This is a genomic window from Variovorax sp. 05L425, assembly GCF_056397705.1.
The window spans coordinates 108,542-133,762 of sequence record NZ_JBFTNY010000013.1; the positions used below are offsets into that span (position 1 = coordinate 108,542).

The 25,221-nt window shown below is 64.2% G+C and carries 24 protein-coding genes; 19 read left to right on the forward strand and 5 right to left on the reverse strand.

Features of this window, described 5'->3' with window-relative positions:
- Window positions 1-181: 181 nt before the first annotated feature.
- The 3 genes from AC1DN9_RS16310 to AC1DN9_RS16320 all read right to left on the reverse strand — a co-directional run bounded on the left by AC1DN9_RS16310 (window position 182) and on the right by AC1DN9_RS16320 (window position 2,739).
- Window positions 182-1,387, reverse strand: a complete 1,206-nt coding sequence (locus AC1DN9_RS16310; protein WP_478101931.1) for a hypothetical protein — start codon at window positions 1,385-1,387, stop codon at window positions 182-184.
- Complete coding sequence (locus tag AC1DN9_RS16315; protein ID WP_478101933.1) at window positions 1,384-1,632, reverse strand: hypothetical protein; 249 nt, start codon at window positions 1,630-1,632, stop codon at window positions 1,384-1,386. Before AC1DN9_RS16315 ends, AC1DN9_RS16310 begins: the two co-directional genes overlap by 4 nt.
- Window positions 1,633-1,734: 102 nt before the next feature.
- On the reverse strand, window positions 1,735-2,739 hold the full coding sequence (locus AC1DN9_RS16320; protein ID WP_478101935.1) for a helix-turn-helix transcriptional regulator: 1,005 nt from the start codon (window positions 2,737-2,739) through the stop codon (window positions 1,735-1,737).
- Window positions 2,740-3,149: 410 nt separating this feature from the next.
- Here AC1DN9_RS16320 and AC1DN9_RS16325 point away from each other — a divergent pair, with 410 nt between their 5' ends.
- From AC1DN9_RS16325 to AC1DN9_RS16335, 3 genes are all read left to right on the forward strand, one after another.
- Window positions 3,150-3,467 (forward strand): hypothetical protein, encoded by a 318-nt coding sequence (locus AC1DN9_RS16325; protein WP_478101937.1) that lies wholly within the window; start codon window positions 3,150-3,152, stop codon window positions 3,465-3,467.
- 151 nt (window positions 3,468-3,618) lie between these two features.
- Window positions 3,619-4,998, forward strand: a complete 1,380-nt coding sequence (locus AC1DN9_RS16330; protein WP_478101939.1) for a CHASE2 domain-containing protein — start codon at window positions 3,619-3,621, stop codon at window positions 4,996-4,998.
- Complete coding sequence (locus tag AC1DN9_RS16335) at window positions 4,995-5,318, forward strand: hypothetical protein (RefSeq protein WP_478101941.1); 324 nt, start codon at window positions 4,995-4,997, stop codon at window positions 5,316-5,318. The genes AC1DN9_RS16330 and AC1DN9_RS16335 overlap by 4 nt, the downstream gene beginning before the upstream one ends.
- Before the next feature lie 42 nt (window positions 5,319-5,360).
- Here AC1DN9_RS16335 and AC1DN9_RS16340 read toward each other — a convergent pair whose 3' ends face one another.
- The gene (locus AC1DN9_RS16340; protein ID WP_478101943.1) at window positions 5,361-5,720 is read right to left on the reverse strand and encodes a hypothetical protein; all 360 of its coding nucleotides are present in this window, start codon (window positions 5,718-5,720) and stop codon (window positions 5,361-5,363) included.
- A gap of 170 nt (window positions 5,721-5,890) precedes the next feature.
- On the opposite strand from AC1DN9_RS16340, the gene AC1DN9_RS16345 reads away from it, so the two are divergent.
- The 11 genes from AC1DN9_RS16345 to AC1DN9_RS16395 are packed head-to-tail and all read left to right on the forward strand — an operon-like array spanning window position 5,891 to window position 15,708.
- On the forward strand, window positions 5,891-6,679 hold the full coding sequence (locus AC1DN9_RS16345) for a crotonase/enoyl-CoA hydratase family protein (RefSeq protein WP_478101945.1): 789 nt from the start codon (window positions 5,891-5,893) through the stop codon (window positions 6,677-6,679).
- Between the two features lie 45 nt (window positions 6,680-6,724).
- Entirely contained in the window at window positions 6,725-7,693 is a 969-nt protein-coding gene (locus AC1DN9_RS16350; RefSeq protein WP_478101947.1) for a Bug family tripartite tricarboxylate transporter substrate binding protein, read from the forward strand.
- Between the two features lie 14 nt (window positions 7,694-7,707).
- Window positions 7,708-8,868 (forward strand): acyl-CoA dehydrogenase family protein, encoded by a 1,161-nt coding sequence (locus tag AC1DN9_RS16355; RefSeq protein ID WP_478101949.1) that lies wholly within the window; start codon window positions 7,708-7,710, stop codon window positions 8,866-8,868.
- Between the two features lie 9 nt (window positions 8,869-8,877).
- Entirely contained in the window at window positions 8,878-9,900 is a 1,023-nt protein-coding gene (locus AC1DN9_RS16360) for an acyl-CoA dehydrogenase family protein (protein WP_478101951.1), read from the forward strand.
- Between the two features lie 13 nt (window positions 9,901-9,913).
- The gene (locus AC1DN9_RS16365) at window positions 9,914-11,059 is read left to right on the forward strand and encodes a CaiB/BaiF CoA transferase family protein (protein WP_478101953.1); all 1,146 of its coding nucleotides are present in this window, start codon (window positions 9,914-9,916) and stop codon (window positions 11,057-11,059) included.
- On the forward strand, window positions 11,056-12,246 hold the full coding sequence (locus tag AC1DN9_RS16370; RefSeq protein ID WP_478101955.1) for a lipid-transfer protein: 1,191 nt from the start codon (window positions 11,056-11,058) through the stop codon (window positions 12,244-12,246). The genes AC1DN9_RS16365 and AC1DN9_RS16370 overlap by 4 nt, the downstream gene beginning before the upstream one ends.
- A gap of 2 nt (window positions 12,247-12,248) precedes the next feature.
- Window positions 12,249-12,689: a MaoC family dehydratase N-terminal domain-containing protein gene (locus AC1DN9_RS16375; protein ID WP_478101957.1), complete on the forward strand. Its 441-nt coding sequence runs from the start codon at window positions 12,249-12,251 to the stop codon at window positions 12,687-12,689.
- 16 nt (window positions 12,690-12,705) lie between these two features.
- A complete protein-coding gene (locus AC1DN9_RS16380) occupies window positions 12,706-13,128 on the forward strand; it encodes a MaoC/PaaZ C-terminal domain-containing protein (RefSeq protein ID WP_478101959.1) in 423 nt (140 codons plus the stop codon).
- Between the two features lie 30 nt (window positions 13,129-13,158).
- Window positions 13,159-13,986 carry an SDR family NAD(P)-dependent oxidoreductase gene (locus tag AC1DN9_RS16385; protein WP_478101960.1) on the forward strand — a complete coding sequence of 276 codons (828 nt, stop codon included), beginning with the start codon at window positions 13,159-13,161 and terminating at the stop codon, window positions 13,984-13,986.
- Between the two features lie 2 nt (window positions 13,987-13,988).
- Window positions 13,989-15,224: a CaiB/BaiF CoA transferase family protein gene (locus AC1DN9_RS16390; protein ID WP_478101962.1), complete on the forward strand. Its 1,236-nt coding sequence runs from the start codon at window positions 13,989-13,991 to the stop codon at window positions 15,222-15,224.
- A 10-nt stretch (window positions 15,225-15,234) separates the two neighbouring features.
- The gene (locus tag AC1DN9_RS16395; RefSeq protein WP_478101964.1) at window positions 15,235-15,708 is read left to right on the forward strand and encodes a MaoC family dehydratase; all 474 of its coding nucleotides are present in this window, start codon (window positions 15,235-15,237) and stop codon (window positions 15,706-15,708) included.
- Window positions 15,709-15,718: 10 nt separating this feature from the next.
- Here AC1DN9_RS16395 and AC1DN9_RS16400 read toward each other — a convergent pair whose 3' ends face one another.
- The gene (locus AC1DN9_RS16400; RefSeq protein WP_478101966.1) at window positions 15,719-16,624 is read right to left on the reverse strand and encodes a LysR family transcriptional regulator; all 906 of its coding nucleotides are present in this window, start codon (window positions 16,622-16,624) and stop codon (window positions 15,719-15,721) included.
- Window positions 16,625-16,741: 117 nt separating this feature from the next.
- On the opposite strand from AC1DN9_RS16400, the gene AC1DN9_RS16405 reads away from it, so the two are divergent.
- From AC1DN9_RS16405 to AC1DN9_RS16425, 5 genes are all read left to right on the forward strand, one after another.
- Entirely contained in the window at window positions 16,742-17,749 is a 1,008-nt protein-coding gene (locus tag AC1DN9_RS16405) for a tripartite tricarboxylate transporter substrate binding protein (RefSeq protein ID WP_478101968.1), read from the forward strand.
- Window positions 17,750-17,940: 191 nt separating this feature from the next.
- Window positions 17,941-19,239, forward strand: a complete 1,299-nt coding sequence (locus AC1DN9_RS16410) for a hypothetical protein (protein WP_478101970.1) — start codon at window positions 17,941-17,943, stop codon at window positions 19,237-19,239.
- 19 nt (window positions 19,240-19,258) lie between these two features.
- A complete protein-coding gene (locus AC1DN9_RS16415) occupies window positions 19,259-21,121 on the forward strand; it encodes a CHAT domain-containing protein (RefSeq protein ID WP_478101972.1) in 1,863 nt (620 codons plus the stop codon).
- Between the two features lie 2 nt (window positions 21,122-21,123).
- The gene (locus AC1DN9_RS16420) at window positions 21,124-23,517 is read left to right on the forward strand and encodes a GAF domain-containing protein (protein WP_478101973.1); all 2,394 of its coding nucleotides are present in this window, start codon (window positions 21,124-21,126) and stop codon (window positions 23,515-23,517) included.
- Window positions 23,514-25,184, forward strand: a complete 1,671-nt coding sequence (locus tag AC1DN9_RS16425) for a CHAT domain-containing protein (protein ID WP_478101975.1) — start codon at window positions 23,514-23,516, stop codon at window positions 25,182-25,184. Before AC1DN9_RS16420 ends, AC1DN9_RS16425 begins: the two co-directional genes overlap by 4 nt.
- Window positions 25,185-25,221: the final 37 nt, after the last annotated feature.

Genomic DNA, 25,221 nt, shown 5'->3' on the forward strand with positions numbered 1-25,221 from the left:
CGTTTGTTTTTGTAACTGGATTATTGCCGTGACCCTCAGGCCGAGAGCGGAAGTAAGTCGCAAGGTTGCTTCAAAACAGCTCATCAAAATTGAAGATGTTCGTTCGGACGCTTCCTGCTTGGCCGAGCTTTTTGTCCAGGCGCAATGACAACTGCATCCGCTCACGCAGTAGCGCCCGCGTTCAAATGGGCGAAGGTTTCACCTGTGATCGCGTCGGCAGCATCCATACGGCTGCACTTGCAATCCAGCGGATGGGTGAGATCAGCAGCGTCGCACCACGCAACACGGGAATGATCGCGAGCATCGCGAGAGCAGCCGCGCCCCACCAGCCGATCAGGATCGACAACCACGCGGGTAACCCGACCAGTTGTCCCAGCGCGCCGAAGACGCCACTAAGCAAGCCGGGGTGACGCACCACGAGGTAAACCGCGGCGGCCTTGGCGCCCACGCGGGCAATGCGCCTACCGACCGCCTCACCCAGAAGAACGCTTCGGCCCATCACCGTTGTGCGCCGCACGACTGCGGCTTCTTCGACAGCCTTGCCGGAAATGCGGGCCTGGCCGAGAAACTTCAGCGCCTTGGTTGCGCCGAAGACAGAAAGCACATCGGCGCCGGCCCAGGCGACGTCTGTCGGTTCGATTCGAGCGCCCGATCGATACTTCCACTCCAAATCGGTCACACCACCAGCAAGGATCTTCTTCAATGTTTCGAGGATGTGATCTGTCTGGACGCGCTGAATGTGATTGCTCGGATCAAGTACGAATTGCCCCAGGAAGTGATGTCCATCCATCCGGATCGCCTCGATCGCATAGATGCCCCGGGATCGGGGACCATAGACGATGGGGTCCACCTTGGTGGACCCAGATCCCTTGTCCGAATTGACTTTGCTTATCGCTGCCAAAAATTCTTGCAGTTTTCCAAGCGCCCAGTCTCTCCCTTTGAGAGTCAGCAAATCGGTAGACATGAAGTAGTCGATGATTGGTATCACTCCTTCGCCATGCTGGCGAAGAACCTCCTGAAACTGCGGATCGTCGCCGAACATCTCGATGACGGCGCGCGCACGGTCTGCGTATTTGAGCAACCCGAGTTCCAGTTTGAGCGTGAGCTCGCGATCGTCGGCCGCGTCGAGAAATAGCTCCTTGAGCACCGCCGAACTACCCGCGGCCTCGTAGGCTTCCTTGGAAAGGCCGCGCGAAGCTGCAATATCGGCCAGCCGTTCTTCATAGGTTGCTGTACCACTTACATAGGTTATGCAGGCCGACGCCAGGAGGGCGGTGCAGAGCAGTGCGCTCCAGCGAGTGCGGCGAGGGGCCGGACTTTGAATTGGCCGCGTCGCGCTCGTAGCGCTTGATGGCTGGCCGCCTGGAACAGTCTCGTTGCCGTTCATTGATTCTTTATGTCCTTGATGAGGTAGAAGATCCGGACGAACACGGTCAAGGCTATCGCCGGAGAGATCGCGTCTCGCAACGATGAATGATCGAGAAACACCAGCACCGTGAGGCATATCACGTACTGCGTGACAAACGACCAGCACCACGACGAGAGTTTTCCAGGCGGCAGGGCGGCCAATACTGCTCGGGCGACATGCTGGCTCACGGCGAGCCCGCAAACGATAAGGAAGACTTGAAGCATCGAGGTTCCGGGAGTTTGGACACCTTCGAGACTAGATACCGACCGCGACGAAATGTGTCGCACCCGAGCGCGTGGGCACGGAAGAGAAAGAGTCAACAGCCCTCAGCTTGCATAGCGTGTCGCGGCTACAGACAGTGACTCTCCGATTTCGGAACGAAGGTCCAATGGGGCGAGCACTTCGATATCGCCGGTCTTCGACAGAATCCACCAACGTAGTTTCCAACTGCTCGTTACTGTGGCTTTGAGCAAGAAGCCTCCTTCTACCGGTTCGAGCTGTTGTTGGGCATCGAGCTTGGCATCCGCCATCACTGCGCCGAGCCGATGCGAGATCCACGCCTTGAAGCGAATGCGTCGTCCGTCTCCGAACTGCAAACCTCCCTCGTGGATATACGCCTGCAAGGAAAAATATGGAGGCAACTTCGCCGGCGTGTAGAGGCGTCGCGCCTCGCGGACGCGGTGCATTGCATAGAGGCGCGGCGACGTATGACGGAATGCAGTGGCGACCAGATAGGTCGTCGGGCCGCAGAGCACCAGCCCCAATGGGTGGAGGGTCTGGTTCTTCGGAACCTCGGCGTCGGCCCGCAGGTACGCGACCTCGACCTGTTCGCTCAGCATCAGGGCCTCTTGCACGGTACGGAGCACTGCCGTCTCGATTGGCGCAGGAACGACCGTCAAGCCTGTGTTGACGACGGCCACCTTGGCGGGCCAGCCACCCATCGGGTTGCTCTTCGCCTGGGACTCCAGCTTTGCCGCCGCCAGCTCGAATGTCGGCTTTAGCTGATGTCGAACCGCTTCGGGAAGGATCGGCTGAAGGTAGCGTTCAAGAAGGTGAAGAGACAGAGCATCAGTGATCGACAGGCCGAGTAGCCCGAATGCGCCACCTTTCATCCAGTGCCAGTCAAAGGGGGGCGTCAATCCATGGGTGATCGGGAACATGCCCGCCAAGGCTTCGAGATCGCGTTCAATCGTTCGCTTCGTGACTTGGTATCCGGCGTCGGCAAGCTCTGCCCGGATTGCGGCCGCACTTTTCCCGGGTGCATGCGACGGAAGACATCTGAGAAGCTCCCATTGCCGGGCAATGGCATTGCGGGGCGATTCAGCGGGCATGGATCTTCAACAGGTCTCTTTTCATCCGATCGAGGCTAACAAATCCCGCCTACCCGTCCTGACCACTCCCGCCGCCCCCTCGCAGACGCACGTTGAACAGCTTCTGGTCAGCAAGCATCGTGGTTATCCCACTCACACCTCATCGCTATACTCCGCCCGATCACGTCAAAAAAAGACGTGATCGGGTTTGGAAGCCCGAAGCAAGCAACAGGAACGCGAGCCGCAGTTGACCCGAACAGGGTCCGCGGCTTCGTTGTTCGTGCCACCAATTTTTGGCGGCTCGAGCGGGGAGCCGCAAGGCTCGCCGGTTCTCCCTGGAGCTGCCCGGTCTTCCAACCCGTTCGAGCTGCCGCCCTCGTTTGGAAGCGGGCGCGGCGGTTGTAGCAAAACCGCAGTTTCAGGAGGCCCTCATGGTCCACCCTACTTGCGCGCTCGCGCGCCCCCTAAACGTTCCCCCCGTCAGCGAAGACTCGCTCAATTCCGTCGACGATCTCGTCGCGGCGGCCACCAAGGCCGAAGCCGATCTCAGCGCATTGAGAGAGGCATATCGCGCCACCGCATGCGTGCACGACCTGCTTCTTCTCGCACAGAGATCGCCCAAGTCTGAGCGCAACATCGGCCGCACCGAAGTGGAATCGCTCGTGGCATTGGTCAACGCAGAATTCGAGCGCCGCATTCAGTGCGCCAAGGCGAGCATTGCATCGATGCAGGTGACTTCAGAGATCTGAAATCAATCCTCGGAGAGGCTGCTGATGTCCGCAGCCCTGACCCGAGGTTCAACCTTCAGACAGATTGCACTGACAAGATTCCCAAGGGTAAAGTTGGATTCAGCCCGTCGCCTGAGATCTCCAACTCAAACCCGCCCAAAGGGCAAATGCGATGAATTTCAACATTCGCACGAAGATCGCCCAGGCCTTCAAGGTCGTGTTGGGCCCTTTGGGATTGAACAAGCCAACGCGGGAGCCGTGGCCCAAGATTTTTCAAGTCGCAGCAGTCATTGCTCTGCAGACACTCGCGTACGGCATCGAGCAGCAAATCGAACACCAAATTCTTGGCGAAAGGGTCGCCAACGTCGTCATCGCTGGTCAAAGCTGGTATCAACTGATGGTGTCGGCGTACCCACGAGCGCTTTCGCCAAAGTTCAGCACCGTGGTGCACATAGACCCGAGGTCGGACCCGACCGCGGAATATTTTCCGAACAATTCATGTGTGCAAAGAAAATATTTTGCGGATCTCTTGCCGGTTCTGGCGGGCTTTGCGCCGCATGTCATCGTGCTCGATCGGCGCTTTCTGCCGCTTGGATGCGAACGAATGGCGTCAAACGATCCGACCGAAAGGCTGCAGCAAGCGATATCGCACGTCACAACGGTGTTGCACGTCCCGATCATTCTCGGGATGGGTATCGAAGAGGCTCCTCCGACACCGAGCGGCGATAGAACTGCGGCCCATGTCATTCCGTCGTTGGGTTTCGCGCCATCCCCGCTGCTGACGGTTGGCATCCTCAATACAGACCGTACGCCCGAAAGGCTCGCTCTCGGATGGACCGTCAAAGCGCAGCCTGGGGGATCCGAGGAATGGGTCAACGGACTTGCCCTGCAATCGGCGCTCGTCCGCGAACCCAGGCTTCTGGATGACTCCTCCGTCCTCAAGCACCTCAAGGGGAGCGGCGAATCACCCTATATGAGCCTGATACGGCCCGAGAATCTTGTGCTTGTGCGATCAGGCGACCTGCTGTGCCTTCCGATGCCGTCGAGCGATCGGAGTCTGTCCAAGCGATGCGCTGATCTGAAGCCTTCGCTTCAAAATCTGGACCACCTCCGTGGAAAGGTGGTTTTCGTGGGCGAGGTCGGAACGAGCGTCGATCGACACAGCACAGTCATCGGAGACATCTCCGGCGTCGATCTGCAGGCGAACGCACTTGAAGCACTTTTGGACGAGAGGTTCTTTCCCCCCGCGCCGGCATTCGTCGATATTGTTTTCGGAATCTTGTTCCTGTTCGCAGTAGATTGGGCGCTTTCGCACGAGACTGCCCTGGTGGCGATTGCTCGTTTCGTGTCCGTGGCGTGCGTCACTCTGCTGTTGCTCGCTTTGACCATCAGGAGCACCGGCTACTACGTTTCACCATTGGGAGTGAGCGCGCTGGTCGTCATGAAGCTTATTTGGTGGGCAGGGGAACGCACGGGATTGTTTGGATCAGCCCACGCTCACCCCGACACAAGTGATGTCAAGTCGGAAACCAAGGACGGAGGGTCAGCATGAACGTCGACAGACCTCGTTTAGCTTTCGGGTTCCTGGCGCGAGCCTGTATTGCCTTGGCGGCTGTGGTCGCAACCGTCAGCGCCAATGGTGAAACGGAGGCCGCTCCGCCCAAACATCAACGACCGCCAGGCGATGAGGCGGGCGGGGTGAGCAACAAGCCCGAGACTCAAAAGGAACGCGAAGCGGTCGGTGCCACGGCCGGCGCTATGGCCGGCGCAGTCAAAGGGAGCGCAAGGGCGGAAGCCCGGCGGGCGGAGGCCACCAGCAGCAGCAAAGCGCGGGCCAAACAGAGCGATTCGAACAAGATGAAGCAGGATTAGTCCGGCGCGGGCCGGTCGTCCCCGATTCGAGTGCGCCGCGCCTCATTCATCAACTGCTTGCCATGATCCTGCTGGGAGACATTGTCCTTCTTCCGAAGCTGAGCATTGGCTTTGAGATGGGGCATGGTCATCCCACAGCCAAACGAAGAGGCTTGCGATTGCACCGTCGAGCGAGTCCACCAGGTCCGCCAGGCGCTTCCATTCCTTTTCAAGGACAGAATCGGCAGGCGCCTTCCGGCCGGTGATCGCGGGTTCCCTCAAGGCCTCTTGCAACGTGTAGATGTCGTCGCGCAGCACGGCAACGTAGATCATGCACGACACGATTGCGCTTCGCTTCATGAGCGGCGTCTGGAGTGCCTGCTTTGCGCAATGACTGAACACATACAGGTTGGAACTGTTCAACAGGGGTACGCCAGCGCCTGCCGAACGGCGTCTGCACCGACGACGCCATTCATTCCTGCCTTGATCCTTGCGTTCACCAGCCAAACAGCCACCCCGCAATACACGCAGCGTATCGCGCTACATCCATAAAGTATTTTTCGAGTCGCAACGCAGTGCCTAGCATTCACTGCATGCACTCCTTCCTTCAGCTCCAACGCCACGGTCCCGTCCTTTTGGTCACGATGAATCGGCCGGAAACGCGCAATGCGCTCTCCGACGACGGCGTGGTCGAGGAATTCGTCGCGTGCTGCGAGCAGGTCAATGCCGATCTGTCGATTCGCGCCGTGGTACTGACCGGTGCTGGCCCCGCGTTCTCGTCCGGTGGCAACCTCAAGTCCATCCGCAACAAGATGGGCGCCGGCCTGGGCGAACCGCCATTGAGCCGCATGGCCTACCGTGACGGCATCCAGCGCCTGCCGCTGGCCTGGTGCAACCTCGAAGTGCCCACGATCGCGGCGGTCAACGGCCCGGCCTATGGCGCGGGCAACGACCTCGTCACGATGTGCGATATCCGCATCGCGTCGGAGGCCGCGGAGTTCAGCGAGACCTTCGTGAAGCTGGGCCTCATCGCCGGCGACGGCGGTGCCTGGCTGCTGCCGCGCGCCATCGGTCTTTCCAATGCATGCGAGATGGCCTTCACGGGCGACGCCATCGACGCGGCGCAGGCGCTGAAGTGGGGCTTGGTCTCGCGCGTGGTGCCACCTGCCGACCTGCTCGATACGGCGCTCCAGTTGGCCCAGCGCATCGCCGCCAATCCGCCGCATGCGCTGCGCATGACCAAGCGCCTGATCCGCGAGGGGCAGCACGTGCGGCTCGACACGTTGCTGGAGATGTCCGCTGCCTTCCAGGCGCTCGCGCATCACACCGCGGATCACGAAGAAGCCCTGCAAGGGCTTATGCAAAGCCGGCACAAGCGATAGCGCTAGCCGGTGCACCTTTCCGACAAGAAACCTGGAGACAAGACCATGAAGCGACGCACGCTGTGCGCCGGCCTGCTGCTGGCCGCCGCCACCATCCATACCCCTTTCACCTGGGCAGCCGGCTACCCGGATCACCCCGTCAAGGTGATCGTGTCGCTGCCGCCCGGCAGCGGTGCGGACACCACCGCGCGCTATCTGGCGCAGCACCTCAACCAGGAGTTGGGGCAACCCTTCATTGTGGAAAACAGGCCGGGCGCCAACAGCTTCATTGCCGCCAAGGCGGTGGCCGATGCGGCACCCGACGGCTACACCATGTTCGTGGCGAGCAACACGCCCATGGTGACCAACGCCGCCGTCTTCAAGCGGCTGCCTTACGACCCGGTCAGGGACTTCGCGGCGGTGGCTTCCATCGGACGCTTTCCGATGCTGATCGTGGTGCCGGCCAACTCACCCTACAAGACCTTGCCCGAACTGGTGGCAGCGATGAAGGCTGCGCCGGGCAAGCTCAACTTCGCCAGCGGCACGCCCAGCTACCAGGTGGCCATGGAGCTCTTTCATGAGCGCAACGGCATTCATGGCACGCCGGTCAACTACAAGGGCACTGGGCCCGCGGTCGCTGATCTGGCTGCCGGCGTGTGCGACTACTCCATCGCGGAGGTGAGTTCGGTGACGCCGCTGATCAAGGGCGGCAAGCTGCGGGCGCTGGCGATTGCTGCCGGCCAACGGTATCGCGACTTGCCGGATGTGCCGACCGCGGCCGAAGCGGGTTATCCGGGCTACGAGGCCTATGCATGGACCGGTGTCTTCTTCCCTGCGAAGGTGCCCAAGGCCATCGTGGATCGGGTGGGCGACATCGTGCGCCGCACGCTCAACAGCCCAGAGGGAACAGCCTTCATCAACAACATGGGCGGGACGGTCTTCACAGGCCCTTCGGAGCAGTTCGCGAAGTTCCAGCTCTCCGAGATCGAGACGACCAAGCGCATCGTCAAGACCGCCAACATTCCGGTCGAGTGATTGGGACCGACGAAGTGAATTCGACACTGACCTCTTTGCCGCTCGCCGGCATTCCACCCGAAGACGAAGCCTTGCGCGCCGAGGTCCGGGCGTGGCTGGCCGAAGCCCTTCGCCACTTGCCGGCGGACGTGCGATCGCGCTCCTGGCTGGGCTTCGACCTGGACTTCAGCCGGGCGCTCGCGCGCCAGGGCTGGATCGGCCTGACGCTGCCGCGCGAATACGGCGGTGCCGGGCGCAGCAGCTTCGCCCGATTCGTTCTCAGCGAAGAGTTGCTTGCCGCCGGCGCGCCGGTGGCTGCGCACTGGATTGCCGACCGGCAGACTTCGCAGGTGATCCTGCGCTTTGGCAGCGAAGCGCAACGCCGCTTCTTCCTGCCGCGCATCGTCCAGGCGCAGATCGTGTTGTGCATCGGCATGAGCGAGCCGGACACCGGCTCCGACCTGGCGAGCGTGCGCACGCGGGCCACGCGCACCGACACCGGCTGGTTGCTCAACGGACGCAAGATCTGGACGACCAACGCGCATCGCGCCGACTACATGTGCGCACTGGTCCGAACCTCGGGCAGCAGCGAGGACCGCCACAAGGGCCTGTCGCAGGTGATCGTGGACATGAAGCTCCCCGGCATCAGCGTGCGGCCGCTGCGCGACATCGCAGGCGACACGCATTTCAACGAGGTGCTGTTCGAGAACGTCGAGTTGCCGCCGGAAGCGCTGTTGGGCGAGGAGGGCGCCGGCTGGCATCAGGTGACGGCCGAGCTCGCCTTCGAGCGAAGCGGCCCTGAGCGCATCTACTCCAGCATGGTGCTGGCCGACACCTGGCTGGCGCAGATGCGCGTCGTCGGCGCCGAAGGGGCCGCGGTCCACGCGACGGCCGGGCGGATCGCCGGCCGGCTTGCGGTGCTGCGCGGCATGTCGCTGGCGGTGGCCGCCAAGCTCGACCGGGGCGAGCGGCCCGATCTCGAAGCGGCCTTCGTGAAGGACCTCGGAACCGAGTTCGAGCAAGCGGTGCCCGAGTGGATCCGCGAGGCGCTCGACGCCACGCCGCAGGTGCTCCCTTCGGCCGAGCTGGCACGCAGCCTGGCCTACGTGACGCAGATCTGCCCGACCTTCTCCTTGCGCGGTGGCACGCGCCAGATCATGCGCGGGATCATCGCCCGCGGCCTGGGACTTCGCTGAGTGAGCGCCATGACCGATTCCATCAACGATCTTTTCGAACGATCCCTGGTACGTATCTGCCAGGACGAGCGCATTCGGGCCGTGGAGGCCGGCGCCGAGCCAGCCGCGCTTTGGGCCGAAGTGGATGCCCTCGGCTTCACCGACGCGCTGGTGTGTGCTGAACGGGGCGGCGCCGGCATGTCGCTGGCCGAGGCGGGGCCGCTGCTTGCCGCCGCGGGTCGCGCCGGCCTGCCGCATCCTTTCGGCGAAACCATGGTTGCTCGAGCGATGCTGGCAGCGGCGGGCCATGCAGTCCATGGCGGCGCCTGCATCGCCATCGCCAGTGCGCAGCCAGAGCAAGGGGATGCCGTGTCCTGCCGCGACGTACCCGGTGCGAGGCTGGCCAGCCATGTGCTGGTGCAATGGCGCGACGCGTGGCTTCTGATGCCCTGCGAGCAGGCGCGCGTTCAGCCGGGCATCTATCGCCCTCACACCTCTGCGAGCTTGCGGTGGGAATCTGCGACGCAGGCGGTTGCACGCTGGAGCACTTCGGGCGCATCTGCGCAGACCCTCTGCAACGCGGTGCACGCGGCGGCCATGGCCGGTGCCATGGAACGGGTGCTCGCGCTGAGCGTGACCTATGCCAATGACCGGCGGCAATTCGGCCGGGCCATCGGTCAATTCCAGGCCGTGCAGCAAGACCTGGCGGTGATGGCGGAACAGGCCGGCTCGGCCGCCTTCGCGGCCCGCATGGGTTGCGGCTGCGCAGGCCATGAGCCCGACGCGCTGCTGGCTGCCGCTGCCAAGCTGCGCGCCAGTGAGGCAGCGTTCCGGGTGGCCAACCTGGCGCATGCGGTGTTCGGCGCGATCGGCATCACTGAAGAGCATGTGCTCGGCGTCTTCACCACGCGCTTGCATGAGTGGCGTGCCGCAGGAGGGTCCGAGCTGGCATGCGCCGACCGCATCGGCCGCGCCGTGCTGCAAGGCGGGCAGACGTTCGGCGCTTTCGTGCAGACATCGCTTGCGCCCCTCGCGCACGCGGTGCAGGACTGAAGGAGTGACCGCGATGGGACCGCTTGCCGGCATGAAGATCATCGAGTTCGCCGGCGCCGGCCCGGGCCCGATGGCGGCGATGCACCTTGCCGACCTGGGCGCCACGGTGCTGCGCATCGAGCGCCGCGAGAGGGTCGAGCTGGGCGTGCCGCGCCCTCTGAAATACAACCTGATGCTGCGCAGCCGCCAGTCCATCGCGCTGGATTTGAAGGACCCTGAATCGGTGCATCTGGTCCTCGAACTGGTGTCGCAGGCCGATGCGTTGATCGAAGGCTTTCGCCCCGGTGTCATGGAGCGGCTCGGCCTCGGCCCTGACGCCTGCCTGGCACGCAACCCGAGGCTGGTCTATGGCCGCATGACCGGCTGGGGCCAGGACGGCCCGCTGGCGCATGCCGCGGGGCACGACATCAACTACATCGCGCTGGCCGGCGTGCTCGGTGCCATTGGCCGTGCCGGGCAGGCGCCCACGGCGCCGCTGGCGCTGGTGGGCGATTTCGGCGGCGGTGCGATGTTCCTGGTCATGGGCATGCTGGCCGCCTTGCTGCATGCACGCTCGACCGGGCGGGGCCAGGTGGTGGATGCCGCCATCGTCGACGGCGCCGCCTCGCTGGCCACCGTGTTCTACGGCATGAGTGCCGCCGGCCAATGGAATGCCGAGCGCGGCACCAACATCCTGGACACCGGCGCACCGCACTACGACTGCTACGAATGCAGCGACGGGCAATGGATCTCCATCGGCCCGATCGAGACACGCTTTCATGCCGAACTGGCGCGCCTGCTCGGGCTTGAAGCCGGCGCACTGGGCGCGCCCGGCGACAAGTCGCATTGGCCCGATGCGCGCGCGGCCTTGGCCCAGGCATTCAAGGGACGCACGCGTGACCAGTGGTGCGCGCTGCTGGAAGGCACGGACGTGTGCTTCGCGCCAGTGCTCTCTTTCACCGAAGCGCCGATGCATCCGCACCTCAAGGCGCGCGGCACCTTCGTGGAGGTCGACGGCGTCACCCAGCCGGCGCCGGCGCCGCGCTTCAGCGCCACCCCCACTGCCGTGCCGACCGCTCCCAGCGCACCTTCCAGTGCGCGCGCCCTGCGGGACTGGATCCCGTTGGACCGCATTTCAAGTTGGCAGCACCTGCTGCAGGAAGAGGAAACGCAAGCATGACAAGCAGACAAGTCGTCGTCTCCGGCGTGGGCATGATCCCGTTCGCCAAGCCGGGCAACCACGCGCCCTACCCACAGATGGCCGCGCAGGCGGTGCGCCTGGCGCTGGCCGACGCCGGCATCGGCTACGAGAAACTTCAACAGGCCTACGTGGGCTACGTGTACGGGGACTCGACCGCCGGGCAACGGGCGTTGTACGAGGTCGGCATGACGGGCATCCCGGTCATCAACGTCAACAACAACTGTGCGACCGGATCGACCGCTCTCTACCTCGCGCGCCAGGCCGTTGAAACCGGCGCGGCCGAATGCGTGCTCGCCCTGGGCTTCGAGCAGATGAAGCCGGGCGCCATCGGATCGGTATTCGCCGACCGACCCAGCCCCTTCGACAAGCTCGATGCAGCCACCGATGAACTGGTGGGCCATGGCGAGATTCCTCTGGCCCTGCGCTATTTCGGCGGGGCCGGCCTGGCCCACATGTCGCAGTACGGCACCCAGCTTTCCACCTTTGCCAAGGTGCGCGCCAAGGCCAGCCGTCACGCGGCCAACAACCCGCTGGCGCTGTTTCGCACGGTGCTGACCGAGGAAGAGGTGCTGGCTTCGCCCGTGGTGTGGCCGGGCGTGCTCACCCGTCTGATGGCCTGCCCGCCGACCTGCGGCGCGGCGGCGGCGGTCATCTGCTCCGAGTCGTTCGCGAAGCGCAACGGCCTCGACGCGACGGTGCGCATCCGTGCGCAGTCGATGACCACGGACGGCCCCGATGTCTTCGAGCGGCAAGACATGCGCGAGGTGGTGGGCGCCGGCATGACGCGCAGCGCATCGCGCCAGGTGTACGAGTCGGCAGGCATCGGGCCGGAGGACCTGGACGTGGTCGAACTGCACGATTGCTTTGCCCAGAACGAGTTGATCACCTATGAGGCGCTCGGCCTGTGCGAGGCGGGCGGCAGCGAGAAGTTTGTCTGCGAGGGCGACAACACCTACGGCGGAAAGGTGGTGACCAATCCTTCGGGTGGCCTGCTGTCGAAGGGGCATCCGCTGGGCGCCACCGGTCTTGCGCAATGCACCGAGCTCGTGCAGCAGTTGCGCGGGCAGGCAGAACGGCGGCAGGTGCCGGATGCGCGGCTTGCGCTGCAGCACAACCTGGGCCTGGGCGGCGCTTGCGTGGTCACGCTGTACGAGCGGGCGGCCTGAGCATGCTCGATCGAAAGTTCATCGGGCACGAGCTTGCGCCGTCGCAATTCACGATCGATCGCGCGCGGCTCATGTTCTTTGCGAAGGCGATCGGTGAAACCAATCCGATCTACACCGACGTTGCGGCGGCGCGTGCTGCCGGGCATCGCGACCTTGCCGCGCCGCCCACCTTCCTGTTCGCGGCCGAAATGGATTCGGGCGCCACGATGCAGCTGTGCGAGCAGATCGGCCTGCCGGTCGAGAAGCTGTTGCATGGCGAGCAGTCGTTCACCTATCGCCGGATGGTTTGCGCGGGGGACACAGTCAGCGTGCATTCGCACGTCGAAGACATCTTCGAGCGCAAGGGCGGTGCGCTGGAGTTCTGCCTCAAGCACTCGAAGGTGTTGGACCCGCAGGGCGAATGTGTGGCCGAGCTTCGTAGCGTGCTGGTGTGCAGGCATTGAACAAGGGCGACTCGAAATGAATTCGCCACCCACCTTCGACGGCGTGCACATCGGCCACGAGTTGCCGGTGCTGGCACTGCCCGCCGTTGATCGGACCATGCTCGCCTTGTTCGCTGGCGCCTCCGGCGATCACAACCGCGTGCACATCGACATTGATTTCGCGCGGCGCGCCGGGCTGCCCGATGTCATTGCGCACGGCATGCTCGGCATGGCCTGGCTCGGACGCCTGCTCACGGACTGGGCGCCGCAAGCGCAGTTGCGCCACTTCGAGGCGCGCTTCCAGAGCATCACGCAACTCGGCCACGTCGTTCGCTGCAGCGGGCACGTCGTTGAAAAACTGCACGAGCACGGCGAGCGCCGCGTGCGCCTGCTGATCACCAGCACCAACCAGCATGGGCAAGTGACGATCGCCGGCACGGCGGTGGTCGCGCTGCCTTGAATACATCCCGCACAAGACAAGACCACAACCATGTACCCCACACTTCAAGACAAGGTAGCGCTCGTGACCGGCTCCGGGCGCGGCATCGGGCGAGCCATCGCACTCAAGCTGGCAGCACACGGAGCGCGCGTCGTCGTCAACGACCTGGATGCGCAACCTGCGGAAGACACGGCAGCGGAGATTCGTGCCGCCGGCGGCGAAGCGGCGGTGTGCGCCGGCAGCGTCACCGCGCCGGACTTTGCCGAACGCTTCGTCGGCACGGCGAAGAGCCGCTACGGCGCCGTCGACATCATCATCAACAACGCCGGATACACCTGGGACAGCGTCATCCAGAAGATGACGGACGAGCAGTGGTACGCCATGATCGATTGCCACCTGACGGCGCCTTTCCGAATCCTCCGCGCGGCACAACCCCTCATTCGCGATCTGGCCAAGGCCGATGCCGAGGTCGGTCGCCGCACGGTGCGCAAGGTCGTCAACATCTCGTCGGTGGCGGGCCTCTTCGGCAACGCCGGGCAGGTGAACTATTCCACCGCCAAGGCGGGCATCGTGGGGATGACGCAGACGCTGGCCAAGGAGTGGGGTCGCCTCGGCGTGACGGTGAATGCCGTGGCCTTCGGGCTGATCCACACACGGCTGACGCACGCGTCTGACGGCAGCACCGCCAGCATCGACGGGCGCGACATCAAGGTGGGCGTCAACCCCGACTTGCTGGCAACGCTGGAGCGGACCATTCCGCTCGGGCGCGCCGGCTCGCCCGAAGACGCTGCCGGCGCCGTGTACCTCCTTTGCCTCCCCGAATCCGACTACGTCAGCGGCCAGACGCTGATGTGCTCGGGCGGACTGACGGGGATCTGAATATGCAAGCCAACAAGGAACAGGGCGCGTGCGGGCCGCTGGCCGGCGTGCGCGTGATCGACCTCACCACGGTGCTCATGGGTCCTTTCGCGACGCAGATCCTGGGCGACTTCGGCGCCGACGTGATCAAGGTGGAACCGCCCGGCGGTGGCGATGGCGTGCGTGGTGTCGGACCCAGGCGCAACCCCGGCATGGCCGCCATCTTTCTGCACGCCAATCGCAGCAAGCGCAGCGTGGTGCTGGACCTGAAGCATCCCGAGGGGCGCGAAGCGCTGCTGCGACTGGCGGCCGATGCGGACGTGCTCATCTACAACGTGCGGCCGCAGGCGATGGCGCGCCTGGCGCTTTCATACGAAGACTTGGCGGCCGTCAACCCGAAGATCATCTATGTCGGCACCTACGGCTATGGCCAGCGCGGCCCGTATGCCGCCAAGCCGGCCTACGACGATCTCATCCAGGGGGCGGTGGGCATCCCCGCGCTGTCGGTGCTGGCCGGCGGCGACCAGCCGCGCTATGCGCCCAGCCCACTGGCCGACCGCATCTGCGGCCTTGCAGCGGTCAACGCTGTGACGGCGGCGCTGTACTGGCGCGAGCGCAGCGGCGAGGGTCAGTCCATCGAGGTGCCTATGTTCGAGACGATGGCGCAGTTCACCCTGTCGGACCACATGTGCGGGGAGACATTCGATCCGCCCCTGGGGCCGACCGGCTATGCGCGCGTGCTCAACGAATACCGGCGTCCCTACGCCACCCGCGACGGCTACCTCTGCGTGCTGCCCTACAGCGACAAGCAGTGGGAGACCTTCTTCCGCGTCGTGGGCCGCCCGGAGCTGCTGAAGACCGACCCGCGCTTCAGCAGCCTGGAACGGCGCACCGAGCACATCCGCGAGCTCTACAGCCTGCTGGCCGAGATCATGCTCACGCGGACCACCGCCGAGTGGCGCGAATGCCTCGAAGCCGTGGACATCCCCGTGATGCCCATGCACAGCATCGATTCGCTGATGGACGACCCGCACCTCAAGGCGGTGGGCTTTCTCCAGACGGTGGACCACCCGACCGAGGGGCGCATGCGGTCCATCGGCATTCCGTCGAGCTGGTCGAAGTCCCAACCGCGCCTCACGCGCCATGCGCCGCGCGCCGGCGAGCATGGCAGGGAGGTGCTGGCGGAGGCGGGCTACTCGCCGGAGGAAATCGACGCACTGGCGGCCTCGGGCGCGATGTCCGTGCCGACGCGAAGCTGAGGAGAGAGGCATGCAGCAATCTCCCGGCAAGGTCATTTCCCTGGAGGCAGGGCCGTGGTGGGACGACCTCGTGGAAGGCAGCTGGATGCGCTCGCGCAGGCGAACGGTGACTGAGGCCGACCTGGTTCAGTTCGTCAACCTGAGCTGGCTCAACGAGGAACTCTTCGCCGTGGCCGGCGACCGGCCCGGCATGGCGCTGCAGGGCAGGGTGGTTCCCGGCGCGCTGGTCTACAGCTTCGCTGAAGGGTTGATGATGCCTTCGCTGCAGGCGGCGGGCCTCGCCTTTCTCGGCACCACGATGGACATCAGGGCACCCACGCTGGTGGGCGACACCATCCATGTGCAATGCGAGGTGATCGAGCGCCGCGCCAGCTCCAAGCCCGCTCGCGGGTTGGTGCGAACCCGCAATGCGGTGGTGAACCAGCGCGGGGAAACGGTCCTCGTCTACGAGCCCTTGCGCCTCATGCGCATGCGCGCGGCTTGAGGCATGCCCGTCAGGCGCCGCCGGGCTCCGGGTACATGCTGTGCGCCAGCGCCGCGAAGTTGCGCGCGATGGCAGTGCAGGCGTCCGGCAGCATGGCAAGTGCCAGCCCCATGCGAAGCTGGGTCATCGCGTCCGTGACCGGCAGCAGCTTGACGCCGCCGCCCGCGTAGCTCGCGAGGAAATCGGCCACAAGCCCGACGCCCATGCCGCTTTCCACCAACCGCAGGATGGTATGCACCTGCGCGGCTTCCTGCACGATGCGCGGCTGCACGCCCGCGGTGCGGAAGGCATCCATCGTCAAGGTGTACATGTTGGGCGCGAGGGTGCGCGAGTGGATGATGAAGGGTTGCTCGGCGATCTCGGCCAATGTCACCTCGGTGTTCGCGGCAAGTGGCGATTCGGGCCCGACGGCCAGCATCATGCGTCCTTGCAGCAACGGCGTGACGTCGACCCTGGTCGGCTCGAGCACCGGATAGGCCACCAGGGCGATGTCCAGCGTCTGCTGCTCCAGCCGGCGCAAAAGCTCCGAGGTGGTCGCCTCGTCGATCATCAGTTCCACCCGAGGGTAGGCCGCGCGAAAGGCCCGGATCAGCTTGGGCATGAGGACGTAGGTTGACGAGCCCGTGAAGCCGACGCGAAGCTCGCCCTGCTCGCCGGCCTCGCCCGCCCGGGCCGCGCGCCGCACCTCTTCCACGAAGAACAGCACCCGCCTGGCCTGTCGAAGGACCGCCTCGCCGTCGTTGGTGATCTTCAGGCCCGTCGGCAGGCGCTCGAACAGCACCACGCCCAGCTCTTCTTCCAGCTTGCGGATGGATGTGGAGAGCGGCGGCTGCGCCATGTGCAGGCGCTCGGCGGCACGTGTGAAGTTGAGTGTCTCGGCCAGGATCAAGGCCTGCCTCAGTTGGCGAAGCTCCATGGTCGGGCATTTTCATGCACGCGCAATATCTGCCGCGTATGCCGCGACACAAAGATAGTATTTCCACCGGATTGGGCTCGTTCGTAGCATTCCTGCGTCGGAACACAAGGAACAAGTATGGAGACAACGCGACGAGGCTTCGTCCGCGCGATCGGAGCCATGGGTGCGATGGGTGCGATGGGCGCCGGCGGAGCACTTCCGCTGGCCAACGCGTCCGAAGCGGGCGACTGGCCGCGCAAGCAACCCATCAAGCTGGTCATGCCGCACGCGCCGGGTGGCCCAACCGACGTGGTTGCGCGCACGCTGGCGCCGCGCATCGGGGCAGCATTGGGGCAGACCATGTTCGTGGAAAGCCGCGTCGGCGCCAGCGGCAACATCGGCACTGAGTACGTCGCCCGTGCGGCGCCGGATGGCTACACAGTTCTGTACCAGACATCGGGCCTGGCCATCATGCCGGCGTTGTTCAAGAAGCTGCCCTACGACCCGTTGGAGGGCTTTGCGCCGGTGGCCATGCCTGCAGACATCAACGTGATCCTGCTCGTGAAAAACTCGCTGCCGGTCACTGATCTTCCTTCATTCCTGCAGTACCTCAAGGCCAATCCGGGCAAGCTCAGCTATGGCTCGGGCGGCCGAGGAAACATCACGCACCTGGCAGTGGAAGTGCTGCTGCAGCAGCTGGGAACCAGTGCCGTCCATGTGCCTTACAAGGGTACTGCGCCCGCCATGGTCGACCTGCTGGGCGGACAGATCGACTTCATGCTCGACGCCATCAACACCGCCTATCCCTATGTGAAGGACGGCCGAGTGCGAGCGCTGGCGGTGACCGGCGGCAGCCGTTCGCCGCTGTTGCCACAGCTGCCCGCGGTGGCCGAGGCCGGCGTCCACGGCTACGCGATGTCCACGTGGCAGTGCATGCTGGTGCCGGCTGGGACGCCGGCGGCCATCGTGCAGGCGCTCAATGCGGCTGTGAACAAGGCGGTGGCGGCGCCGGACCTGCAGAAGCAGTTCTCCGCAGTCGGCGTGCAGTTGCAGCAATCGACGCCGGCGCAACTCGAGGCCCGCCTGCGCGCTGATATTCCCAACTGGATCAAGGTGGCGCAGGCGGCGGGTGTGCAAGCCGAGTAACCGCCATCAAAAGAAACGCAGGCTCGGACATTCTCAGGGGTTGACCGGCGCATCGAAGCAAGCCGGACTTGCGCTTCAAGCCGGCCCTCGGCCATTCGGCCAAGTCGCACTTGGCCTCTCCCCAATATGGTGGATTGCGGCGCCCCCGCATCAATGTCAATCTCCGTCCATGACGATGAATGGAGGCAGTCTTGTCCACCGATCTCTCGTCCGAACCTCGCGCCGCGGTTCCCGTTGCTGACCCATTGACCGTGTTTCTCGAGGCGCACCGGCGAGGCCTGCCGCCCAGCCGAGGTGCAAAACGCTTCAATGCGGGCGAGCATGCATGGCTCGCGAGCCATGGCGCGACGCTGGCCATCAAGACGCTGCGAGACAAGTCCGGCATCCGGGTCGATGAAGACGTGTTCTCGTCGATCCCGCGCCGGGATGGACGCGAACGGCTCCAATACGGCGAACTGGTGGCGTTGTCGGGCGACTTCTACGAGACGCCGGATGCGCTGTTCGACGAGAAGCCGTCACCGCTCCCCTGGCTCTGGGAGGCCAACGACCTCTCCGACCTGCGCGCCATCTTCGCCAAGGAGCTGCAGTGGATCGAAGACCGGCTGGAGCGCCAGGGCGGCGGCTCGCCGTACCCGGACGAAAACATCCGGCTGGCCTGGAATGCCAAGTCCTATGTCGAACTGGCGTTGCGCAATGTCGATCATTTCGGCTGGCACAACATCTGCGCCTACTGCAGGCACCATGCGCATGCCATGGAGCTCGCGGCGTCGACGGGCGGGCGGGACAACGAGACCTTCCGCCGTGCGCTCTACACCAACGCCTTCGCGGACCACTTCCTCACCGACGGTTTTGCGGCCGGGCATGTGCGCGTGCCGCGTGCCGAGATCTGCGACTGGGCGGCGGCGCAGGGTTACAGCGACAAGGTGGCCGGTGCGCTGTCGAAGCTGCTGCACGATCAGGATGGCCATGCGCACTCGCTGCATGGAGAGCACGAGGAGGCCGGTGGCCGCGATTCGCATGACGGGCTGCCGGTGCAGAACGGCAGGGGCGAGACGTGGCACACCTACTGCGACGGCCAACTGTTCCTGGAAGGGGCAGCGTCGTCGCCGGCGGTGGACCGGGCCGTCAGCGCGGTGGCAGCCTCCGTCGGCGAATTCCTCATGGCGTGGCAGCGACGCGACCTGCCGCGCGGTATCTATGCGGCCACCTCGTGGGTGCCTTTCCCGCGTCCCGATGCGCCGACACTGACGCAGAAGTTTGCGGCGGACATGCCCGAACACGACTTCGAGGAACTGTGGAAAAGCGTCGCCTGGTACGCGACGGTGCCTTGGATCGCCGGGCTGGAGCGCCAACACATCCGCAGCTTGTTCGGCGCGCTGCCGCAGATCATGAAGAAATTCGGCGAGAACGTCGCCAGGGACGCCGCCGAGTCCCACATCGGTTCGCGCATCGATTCACGCTACATCGACGCGTACAGGCGCATTGCCTGAAGCATGAATCAAGGTCGCCATGAACATCCGCGACGCCATCGACCGTGACTTCCGAATGCTGGACGCCGCGTGGCCGCGGATCCGCGCACTCGAGATCGCCATGCGGTCCGCGGCGCGCTGGTTCATTGTGTGCCGCGAGATCGGGCCGGGCATGGATCCGCTCTACTACGTGCTCGACGGCGCAAAGGCTCGCGACAGACTGAAGAAGTCGCAGGCGGTCAGCACCAGCGACGCGCTGCGGCTTTTTTCAGAGAGTCCGAGTGTCACCGTCGCGGAAGCCTCGGCGGGCGTTAGGCGGGACATGCGGCAAGTCGTCCTCGCGGGCCGGGTTCCAGTTGGCATTGTCGAACCTGCTGGGGTGGCGCTCCGCAGTTCGCGCGGCGGCGAGGCTGCCGATGCGGTCTTGGTAACGCGCGCCTTGCATGCGCATTGGCCCGAGTCGATCGAAGCAGGCACCAGCCTGGCCCTGTTGGTATCGCTGGCCATGCCTGGGTCGGTGGATAGGGGTGCCGTATCGTTGAAGGCGACGCTGGGCACACGGATCGACATCGTTGTCCTTCCACTGGAAGGGATCACGCTCGAAGGAACCAACACGGGATCACTGGTGGTCAGCGATCCGCAGGCAGATGCGCCGTTGATGTTCCGCTTCAAGGCGGGCGCGGCCGGCATCGGATCTGCGCGCATCTACGCATGGATAGGTGGCTACTCGGTGGCCTCGATGGACTTGACGACCACCATTGTCGAAGTCGGCGGCGTGGCGAGCGAGGTCGAAGAGGCGAGTGTCATCGCGACCGTTCCGGCCGAACCCCGCGTGCAACCGGACCTGTCGCTGCTCATCACCGAAGCGGGCAGCGAAATCAGGATTCGGCTGCAGTCGGCCAGCCGCGAATTCGACGGCACGGCCTATCCCCCCATCACGCTTGCAAGCAGTTCGCGCGCGTACTTTGCGGAGTTCTGCCGCAAGATCGAAAACCTGCCCGTGGACACGGAGAGTCGACGCAAGGCCGCCGCCAAGAAGCTCTCGAACTGGGGCGTGGACATGATCGAGAAGGTGATCCCGGCCGAACTGAGGGCGACCCTTTGGGACGTTCGCGAACGGATCGGTTCGATGCAGATCACCTCCGACGAGGCATGGATCCCCTGGGAGGTCTGCCGCCTTGTCAGCACGAGCGACACCGGCTCCAAGGTCGAGGGGCCGTTCTTCGCCGAGGCGTTTTGCGTCACGCGCTGGCTGCATGGTGTCGCAGCGCCGGCTCGCTTCAGTTTCGGCGAATGGGCGCTGGTGGTGCCGAAGGATTCCCGCTTGCCGAACGCCAAGGCGGAGGAGCTTTTCATTCACTCGTTGGCCGATGCGACGCGCAAGGTGACACAGGTGCCCGCAAATTTCTGCGACCTGACTGCCGCCATGGAATCCGAGATCTACCATGCGTGGCACTTCTGCGGCCATGCGCACGCGGGAAACGAAGGCGATGGCGACCAGGCGGCCATCGAGCTCGACGATCGCGACTCCATGACGGTGGACCTGTTCACGGGCGCGACGGAGAACGCATTGCGAACCGGGCCGTTCGTGTTCCTGAACGCCTGCCAGAGCGCCCAGGGCGGGCTGAGCCTGACGGGCGTGGCCGGATGGGCCAGGCGCTTCATCAAGCCGGCGTCATCGCGCTTCGCGGCCAGTGCCTTCCTGGGCTCGTACTGGTCGGTGTACGACGCCGCTGCGCTCGCGTTCACCGAGGCGCTCTACAAGAGCCTCATCCTGGACGGCAAGGCGATCGGTCAGGCCGTCAGGGACGCCCGGCTGGCCGTGCGCTCGGCGGACGATCCCCTCACGTGGCTGGCCTACACCGTGTACGCCGACCCGCTTGCAACCGTCGAATCGAGGTGACCATGCCATCCATCGAATCAGTGACCGCCCCGGGCCTTGCCGTCGCACTGCCGGAGTCTGCACTCGACATGGTGCCGCTCGGGGTCGCGAAGGTGAGCGGCCATGAAGCGATCACGTATGGCAATCGGAAGTTGCTTCAGATCACCGGGCTGCCGGACTGGCGCGGGCGCACGCTCTCCGATGTGTTCTGTGAAGAGGACCTCATCACCGTGCGCAAAGTGCTCAAGGAGCGGTTCGAGCAGCGGCTGGCAAGCGAATACCGGATCGACATTACCCGCTATGACGACGGCCGCAAGGTGCCCGTGAGCATCACCTCGTTTCCCGAGACCAATGAGCACAACGACGTGGTGGGAACGCTGGCATTGGTGCGCGACCTCACGGTCGAAATGGCCCAGAAGCAGATGTACCAGTTGGTCGAAAAGGAGTCTGACGGCGCGAGGCTGCTCGATGCCATCGCGGAGTCGTTGCGTCCCTGGGTGCCCTTCGATCGCATTTCGGTGATACGCCTGAACGAGGAGCGAACCCATCTGCGAACCATCTACGACCAGGGCGAGGCACCCAAGACTTCGTTCAGGTGGTGGCGTATTCCGCCGGCAGTCAAGGACCTGTTGAACTGCAGCGAGATTCTGGTGATCGACGACATACCAACGTGGTACGACGCGCCGGAGCGAAGGTCGATGCTCGACGACCCGGCCGTCCAGGAGTTCCTCAAGCTGGGCCTGGTGTCCACGCTGAGCATGCCGGTACGGCAAAACGGCGCTCAGGTGGCGAGCATCGTGCTTTACCGAAAGAAGGGACACCCCTTCAGCGGAGCCGAGCAGGGCGTCGTCAACGACCTTCCCCTGGCAGAAGCCGTCAGCGTCGCGCTGCGCAACGAGAAGGAAAGCAACCTGAACTTCCTGCTCGACCTGATCAAGCAGATCTTGTCGGCCTACGGCTCGGTCAAGACCGTGGCCCAGATGATCGTCGGCAAGATCGCCGAGCACTATGAATGGGACTACGTTTCGATCTACCAGGCCTATGAGCACACCGGTCAATGCCGGATGATTGCCGAGACGGCGACCAAGGATGGCGTGGCGCTTCCGGAAGAAGAGCGAACGTCCTTCTCGATCAACGAGGGCATCATCGGCCATGTCTTTCGCACCGGGCAGGGCGTGAGCATCGAGGACATCGGGGAGTCGAAGGAGTTCAGAGACATCTACATTCCGCGCGCGGGCATCAAGACGCGCTCCGAGTTGTGCGTGCCCATCGGCAAGGAAGTGCGCTGGGTGCTCAATGTCGAGGACGAACAGTCCAATGCCTTTGCGCCGCAGGAGAAGCGCGATCTCGAAGACATCGCGGCGAGCCTGAGTTCGTTACTCCAACGCACCTTGGACTACCAATACCGCACCGCGGTCGTGGAACGCGCCAACGACGCCATCATCCTGACGGACATCGAGGGATTGATCCGCGAGGTCAATCCGGCCACCTGCAGCCTGCTGAGGGCGCCCGAGGAGATGATCGTGCGCCATCCCATCGAGGCGTTCTTTGCCGACCCCGAGGACGCGCAAGCATTGCTCAAGTGCGTCGCCTTCCCGAACCATGAAGCGCTCATGCAACGCCCCTTGCCGGCCGCAACGGCCGCCGAAACGCAAGTCAAGGTCCTGCTGTCGGTGGCAACGTTGCCCGGTGACACCGGCGGCAAGATCTTCATCGCGAGCGACATGACACAGTTCAAGCGCATGCAGCAACTCGAACTGGCGCAGGACGTCTATCGGGAAGTGACCGGACAGATCAAGACACCGATGTCGCTGGCCATCGCATGGCTGCGCAGGTTCGCGCAGGGCAAGAAGACCGATGGCGAGGACATGGCCCACAAGGTGATCCAGCAATTGCAGAAGGCGGAACTGACGCTGGACCGCTTGCTGCTGGTGGAGCGCGGTGACGGCGTCGAGATCCGCCACGAGGTACTGATATCGGTCAATGACCTGGTGGACAGCATCATGCAGGACATGCCAGAACGAGAGCGCGACGTCGTGACGGCGACCACCTTGGCGCCGGACGACGCCCATCTCCGCGCCGACGCCTACGAGATGCGCTACTGCCTGCAGACCGTGCTCTCCTATTTGCTGCGACTTGCGGCGGAGGACGACCGCATCGAACTTGATGCGACGCGTGACGGCGATGGTGTCGCGTTTGCCTTGAGAGGGCGCGCCGCCGACGTCGAATCGGTCAGTGACATCGAAAGCGAGTGCAGGGCCGCGCAAGTGCGGGCGGAAATCTCGCTTGGCAAGGAGACGTTGATCAAGATCGCCGGCCGAAACCGCGGAACCTTCGCCGAAATCATCGCGCCGGGAGGGCAGCAAGTGACATTCAGGTTCGCCTTTCCCGTTGTCGCGACAGGAGTGCCGTCATGAATCGAATACTCATTGCACTGCAGAGTCCTGACATGGCCGATGCCGTCGAGGATCTGCTTGAAGACCTGCTCGATGGCGAAGACGCATTGTCCTTTGCCCAGGCTCGGAACTGCGCCAAGGTGTGGTCGTCCCTGGACATGGAGGCGCGCCGGATGCTGATCACCGAATTGGATCTGGCGGACGACAAGGCCAGCGGCGTCGTTCGGCAGGGCGGATTGCGTCTGGCCCGGCAAGTCCGCGAGCGTTACCCCGATATGCCGCTCGTGCTCATCTCGCCGTACACGACGTCGGAGATTTCACAGAGCGTCGAGGCGATAGGGAAGGCCGCGCTGGTGCTGCAGGGTCGGGACTTCGAGGACGATCTGGTGACGCAGGTCTGCCACGGTCTCGGGGTCGCGGCGCCACGGGACGACAAGCTCGTCGAGCAGGACGCCACGAAGCATCATGTCGTCGAACCGCCGGGCACACAACCAGTCGCCGCCGAGCCGGTTCGCTACCTGGTTGAAATTCGCTTGCGTGAAGGGGGCGAGTGCGACTATCACTCGAGATCGATCGGCGGATTGGTCCCCTACATCAACGAATCGAAGTTCACCGTGAAGCCGGAAGACCTGCAGGAGTTGGTCGCGCTGACGGCCAAGCTCGCCGATTCGAAGAACTGGACAAGGGATTACAAGCTTCTCGGCGAGAAGCTGCGCGAGGTCCTTCTGGAGGGCGACAAGCAGGTCATGAAGAACCTTGCGAACATCAGCGGCAGGATGTCGGTTGCGATGGCGGATGGCGCGGAGTCTTCGCCCGCGATCTGCTTCATCGTCGAGAAGGGCCTCTACCCCATCGCCCTGGAGGCCATTCGTGGCGGAGACGGCTCGACGCACTATTGGCTCGAAAGGGCGCCAGTCTGGCGTCGGCTCGCCATCAACGGCGCGCGCAAGTTTCCGCTGTTCCGGGATCCCGAGACACGCGACAAACCCATCAACTGCCTGCTCGTGGAGGCCGACACCTCCGGCATGGTGAAACCACTGAACCTGAAGGTCGACCCCATTCCCGCAGTGAGCCCGGAGGCCCAATCGCTGATCGACTGCCTGAACAGCCAGACGACCGTGCGAATCGGCAAGATAGGCCGCATCTGGTGTTCGGGTGGGCGGGTCTTCAAATCGGTATCGACCAGGGAGGCGCTCGACGAAGACCGGGTGCCGGTGCCCTGCGAGGGATCATTTCGCAACGCCATGAGGGACATGCTCACGACTGGAGAGCCCTGGCACCTGGTGCACTACGCGGGACATTCCCACTACGACTCCGAGAACGACTATGGCTACGTGGTGCTGCCGGGCAAGAGCCTGGAGGTGCTTCATGAACCCGACTACGTCGGCACGATCGAATTTGCCAAGTGGCTGAATCGCACGCACTTCGTGTACATGAGCAGTTGCGAGGGCTCCGCGCAGGACTTTGCGTTCAATCTCTGCCAGCATGGCGTACCGGCGCTCACGGGCTTTCGGTGGGTTGTGAAGGACGACATGGCAAAGCTGCACTCGGAAACGTTCTACGAAGAGTTGTTCCGGTGTCGATCGATCGAGGAGGCCCTGTACTTCACATGGAACCACATGTACGGGTGTCATCCGATGGACCGGGTGTGGGCTTCCTCGCAGTTGGTGATGCAGTACGCGGCTTAGATACATCGCGGTGCCTATCGTGGCTGTGGACCAGCTC

Excerpts from the sequence above, each read along its gene's own strand:
- AC1DN9_RS16330 (WP_478101939.1), top strand. The coding sequence starts at position 3,619 with ATGAATTTCAACATTCGCACGAAGATCGCCCAGGCCTTCAAGGTCGTG.
- AC1DN9_RS16390 (WP_478101962.1), top strand. The coding sequence starts at position 13,989 with ATGCAAGCCAACAAGGAACAGGGCGCGTGCGGGCCGCTGGCCGGCGTG.
- AC1DN9_RS16375 (WP_478101957.1), top strand. The coding sequence starts at position 12,249 with ATGCTCGATCGAAAGTTCATCGGGCACGAGCTTGCGCCGTCGCAATTC.
- AC1DN9_RS16320 (WP_478101935.1), bottom strand. The coding sequence starts at position 2,739 with ATGCCCGCTGAATCGCCCCGCAATGCCATTGCCCGGCAATGGGAGCTT.
- AC1DN9_RS16405 (WP_478101968.1), top strand. The coding sequence starts at position 16,742 with ATGGAGACAACGCGACGAGGCTTCGTCCGCGCGATCGGAGCCATGGGT.
- AC1DN9_RS16415 (WP_478101972.1), top strand. The coding sequence starts at position 19,259 with ATGAACATCCGCGACGCCATCGACCGTGACTTCCGAATGCTGGACGCC.
- AC1DN9_RS16365 (WP_478101953.1), top strand. The coding sequence starts at position 9,914 with ATGGGACCGCTTGCCGGCATGAAGATCATCGAGTTCGCCGGCGCCGGC.
- AC1DN9_RS16420 (WP_478101973.1), top strand. The coding sequence starts at position 21,124 with ATGCCATCCATCGAATCAGTGACCGCCCCGGGCCTTGCCGTCGCACTG.
- AC1DN9_RS16360 (WP_478101951.1), top strand. The coding sequence starts at position 8,878 with ATGACCGATTCCATCAACGATCTTTTCGAACGATCCCTGGTACGTATC.
- AC1DN9_RS16310 (WP_478101931.1), bottom strand. The coding sequence starts at position 1,387 with ATGAACGGCAACGAGACTGTTCCAGGCGGCCAGCCATCAAGCGCTACG.
- AC1DN9_RS16385 (WP_478101960.1), top strand. The coding sequence starts at position 13,159 with ATGTACCCCACACTTCAAGACAAGGTAGCGCTCGTGACCGGCTCCGGG.
- AC1DN9_RS16335 (WP_478101941.1), top strand. The coding sequence starts at position 4,995 with ATGAACGTCGACAGACCTCGTTTAGCTTTCGGGTTCCTGGCGCGAGCC.
- AC1DN9_RS16400 (WP_478101966.1), bottom strand. The coding sequence starts at position 16,624 with ATGGAGCTTCGCCAACTGAGGCAGGCCTTGATCCTGGCCGAGACACTC.
- AC1DN9_RS16325 (WP_478101937.1), top strand. The coding sequence starts at position 3,150 with ATGGTCCACCCTACTTGCGCGCTCGCGCGCCCCCTAAACGTTCCCCCC.
- AC1DN9_RS16315 (WP_478101933.1), bottom strand. The coding sequence starts at position 1,632 with ATGCTTCAAGTCTTCCTTATCGTTTGCGGGCTCGCCGTGAGCCAGCAT.
- AC1DN9_RS16370 (WP_478101955.1), top strand. The coding sequence starts at position 11,056 with ATGACAAGCAGACAAGTCGTCGTCTCCGGCGTGGGCATGATCCCGTTC.
- AC1DN9_RS16350 (WP_478101947.1), top strand. The coding sequence starts at position 6,725 with ATGAAGCGACGCACGCTGTGCGCCGGCCTGCTGCTGGCCGCCGCCACC.
- AC1DN9_RS16345 (WP_478101945.1), top strand. The coding sequence starts at position 5,891 with ATGCACTCCTTCCTTCAGCTCCAACGCCACGGTCCCGTCCTTTTGGTC.
- AC1DN9_RS16425 (WP_478101975.1), top strand. The coding sequence starts at position 23,514 with ATGAATCGAATACTCATTGCACTGCAGAGTCCTGACATGGCCGATGCC.
- AC1DN9_RS16380 (WP_478101959.1), top strand. The coding sequence starts at position 12,706 with ATGAATTCGCCACCCACCTTCGACGGCGTGCACATCGGCCACGAGTTG.
- AC1DN9_RS16395 (WP_478101964.1), top strand. The coding sequence starts at position 15,235 with ATGCAGCAATCTCCCGGCAAGGTCATTTCCCTGGAGGCAGGGCCGTGG.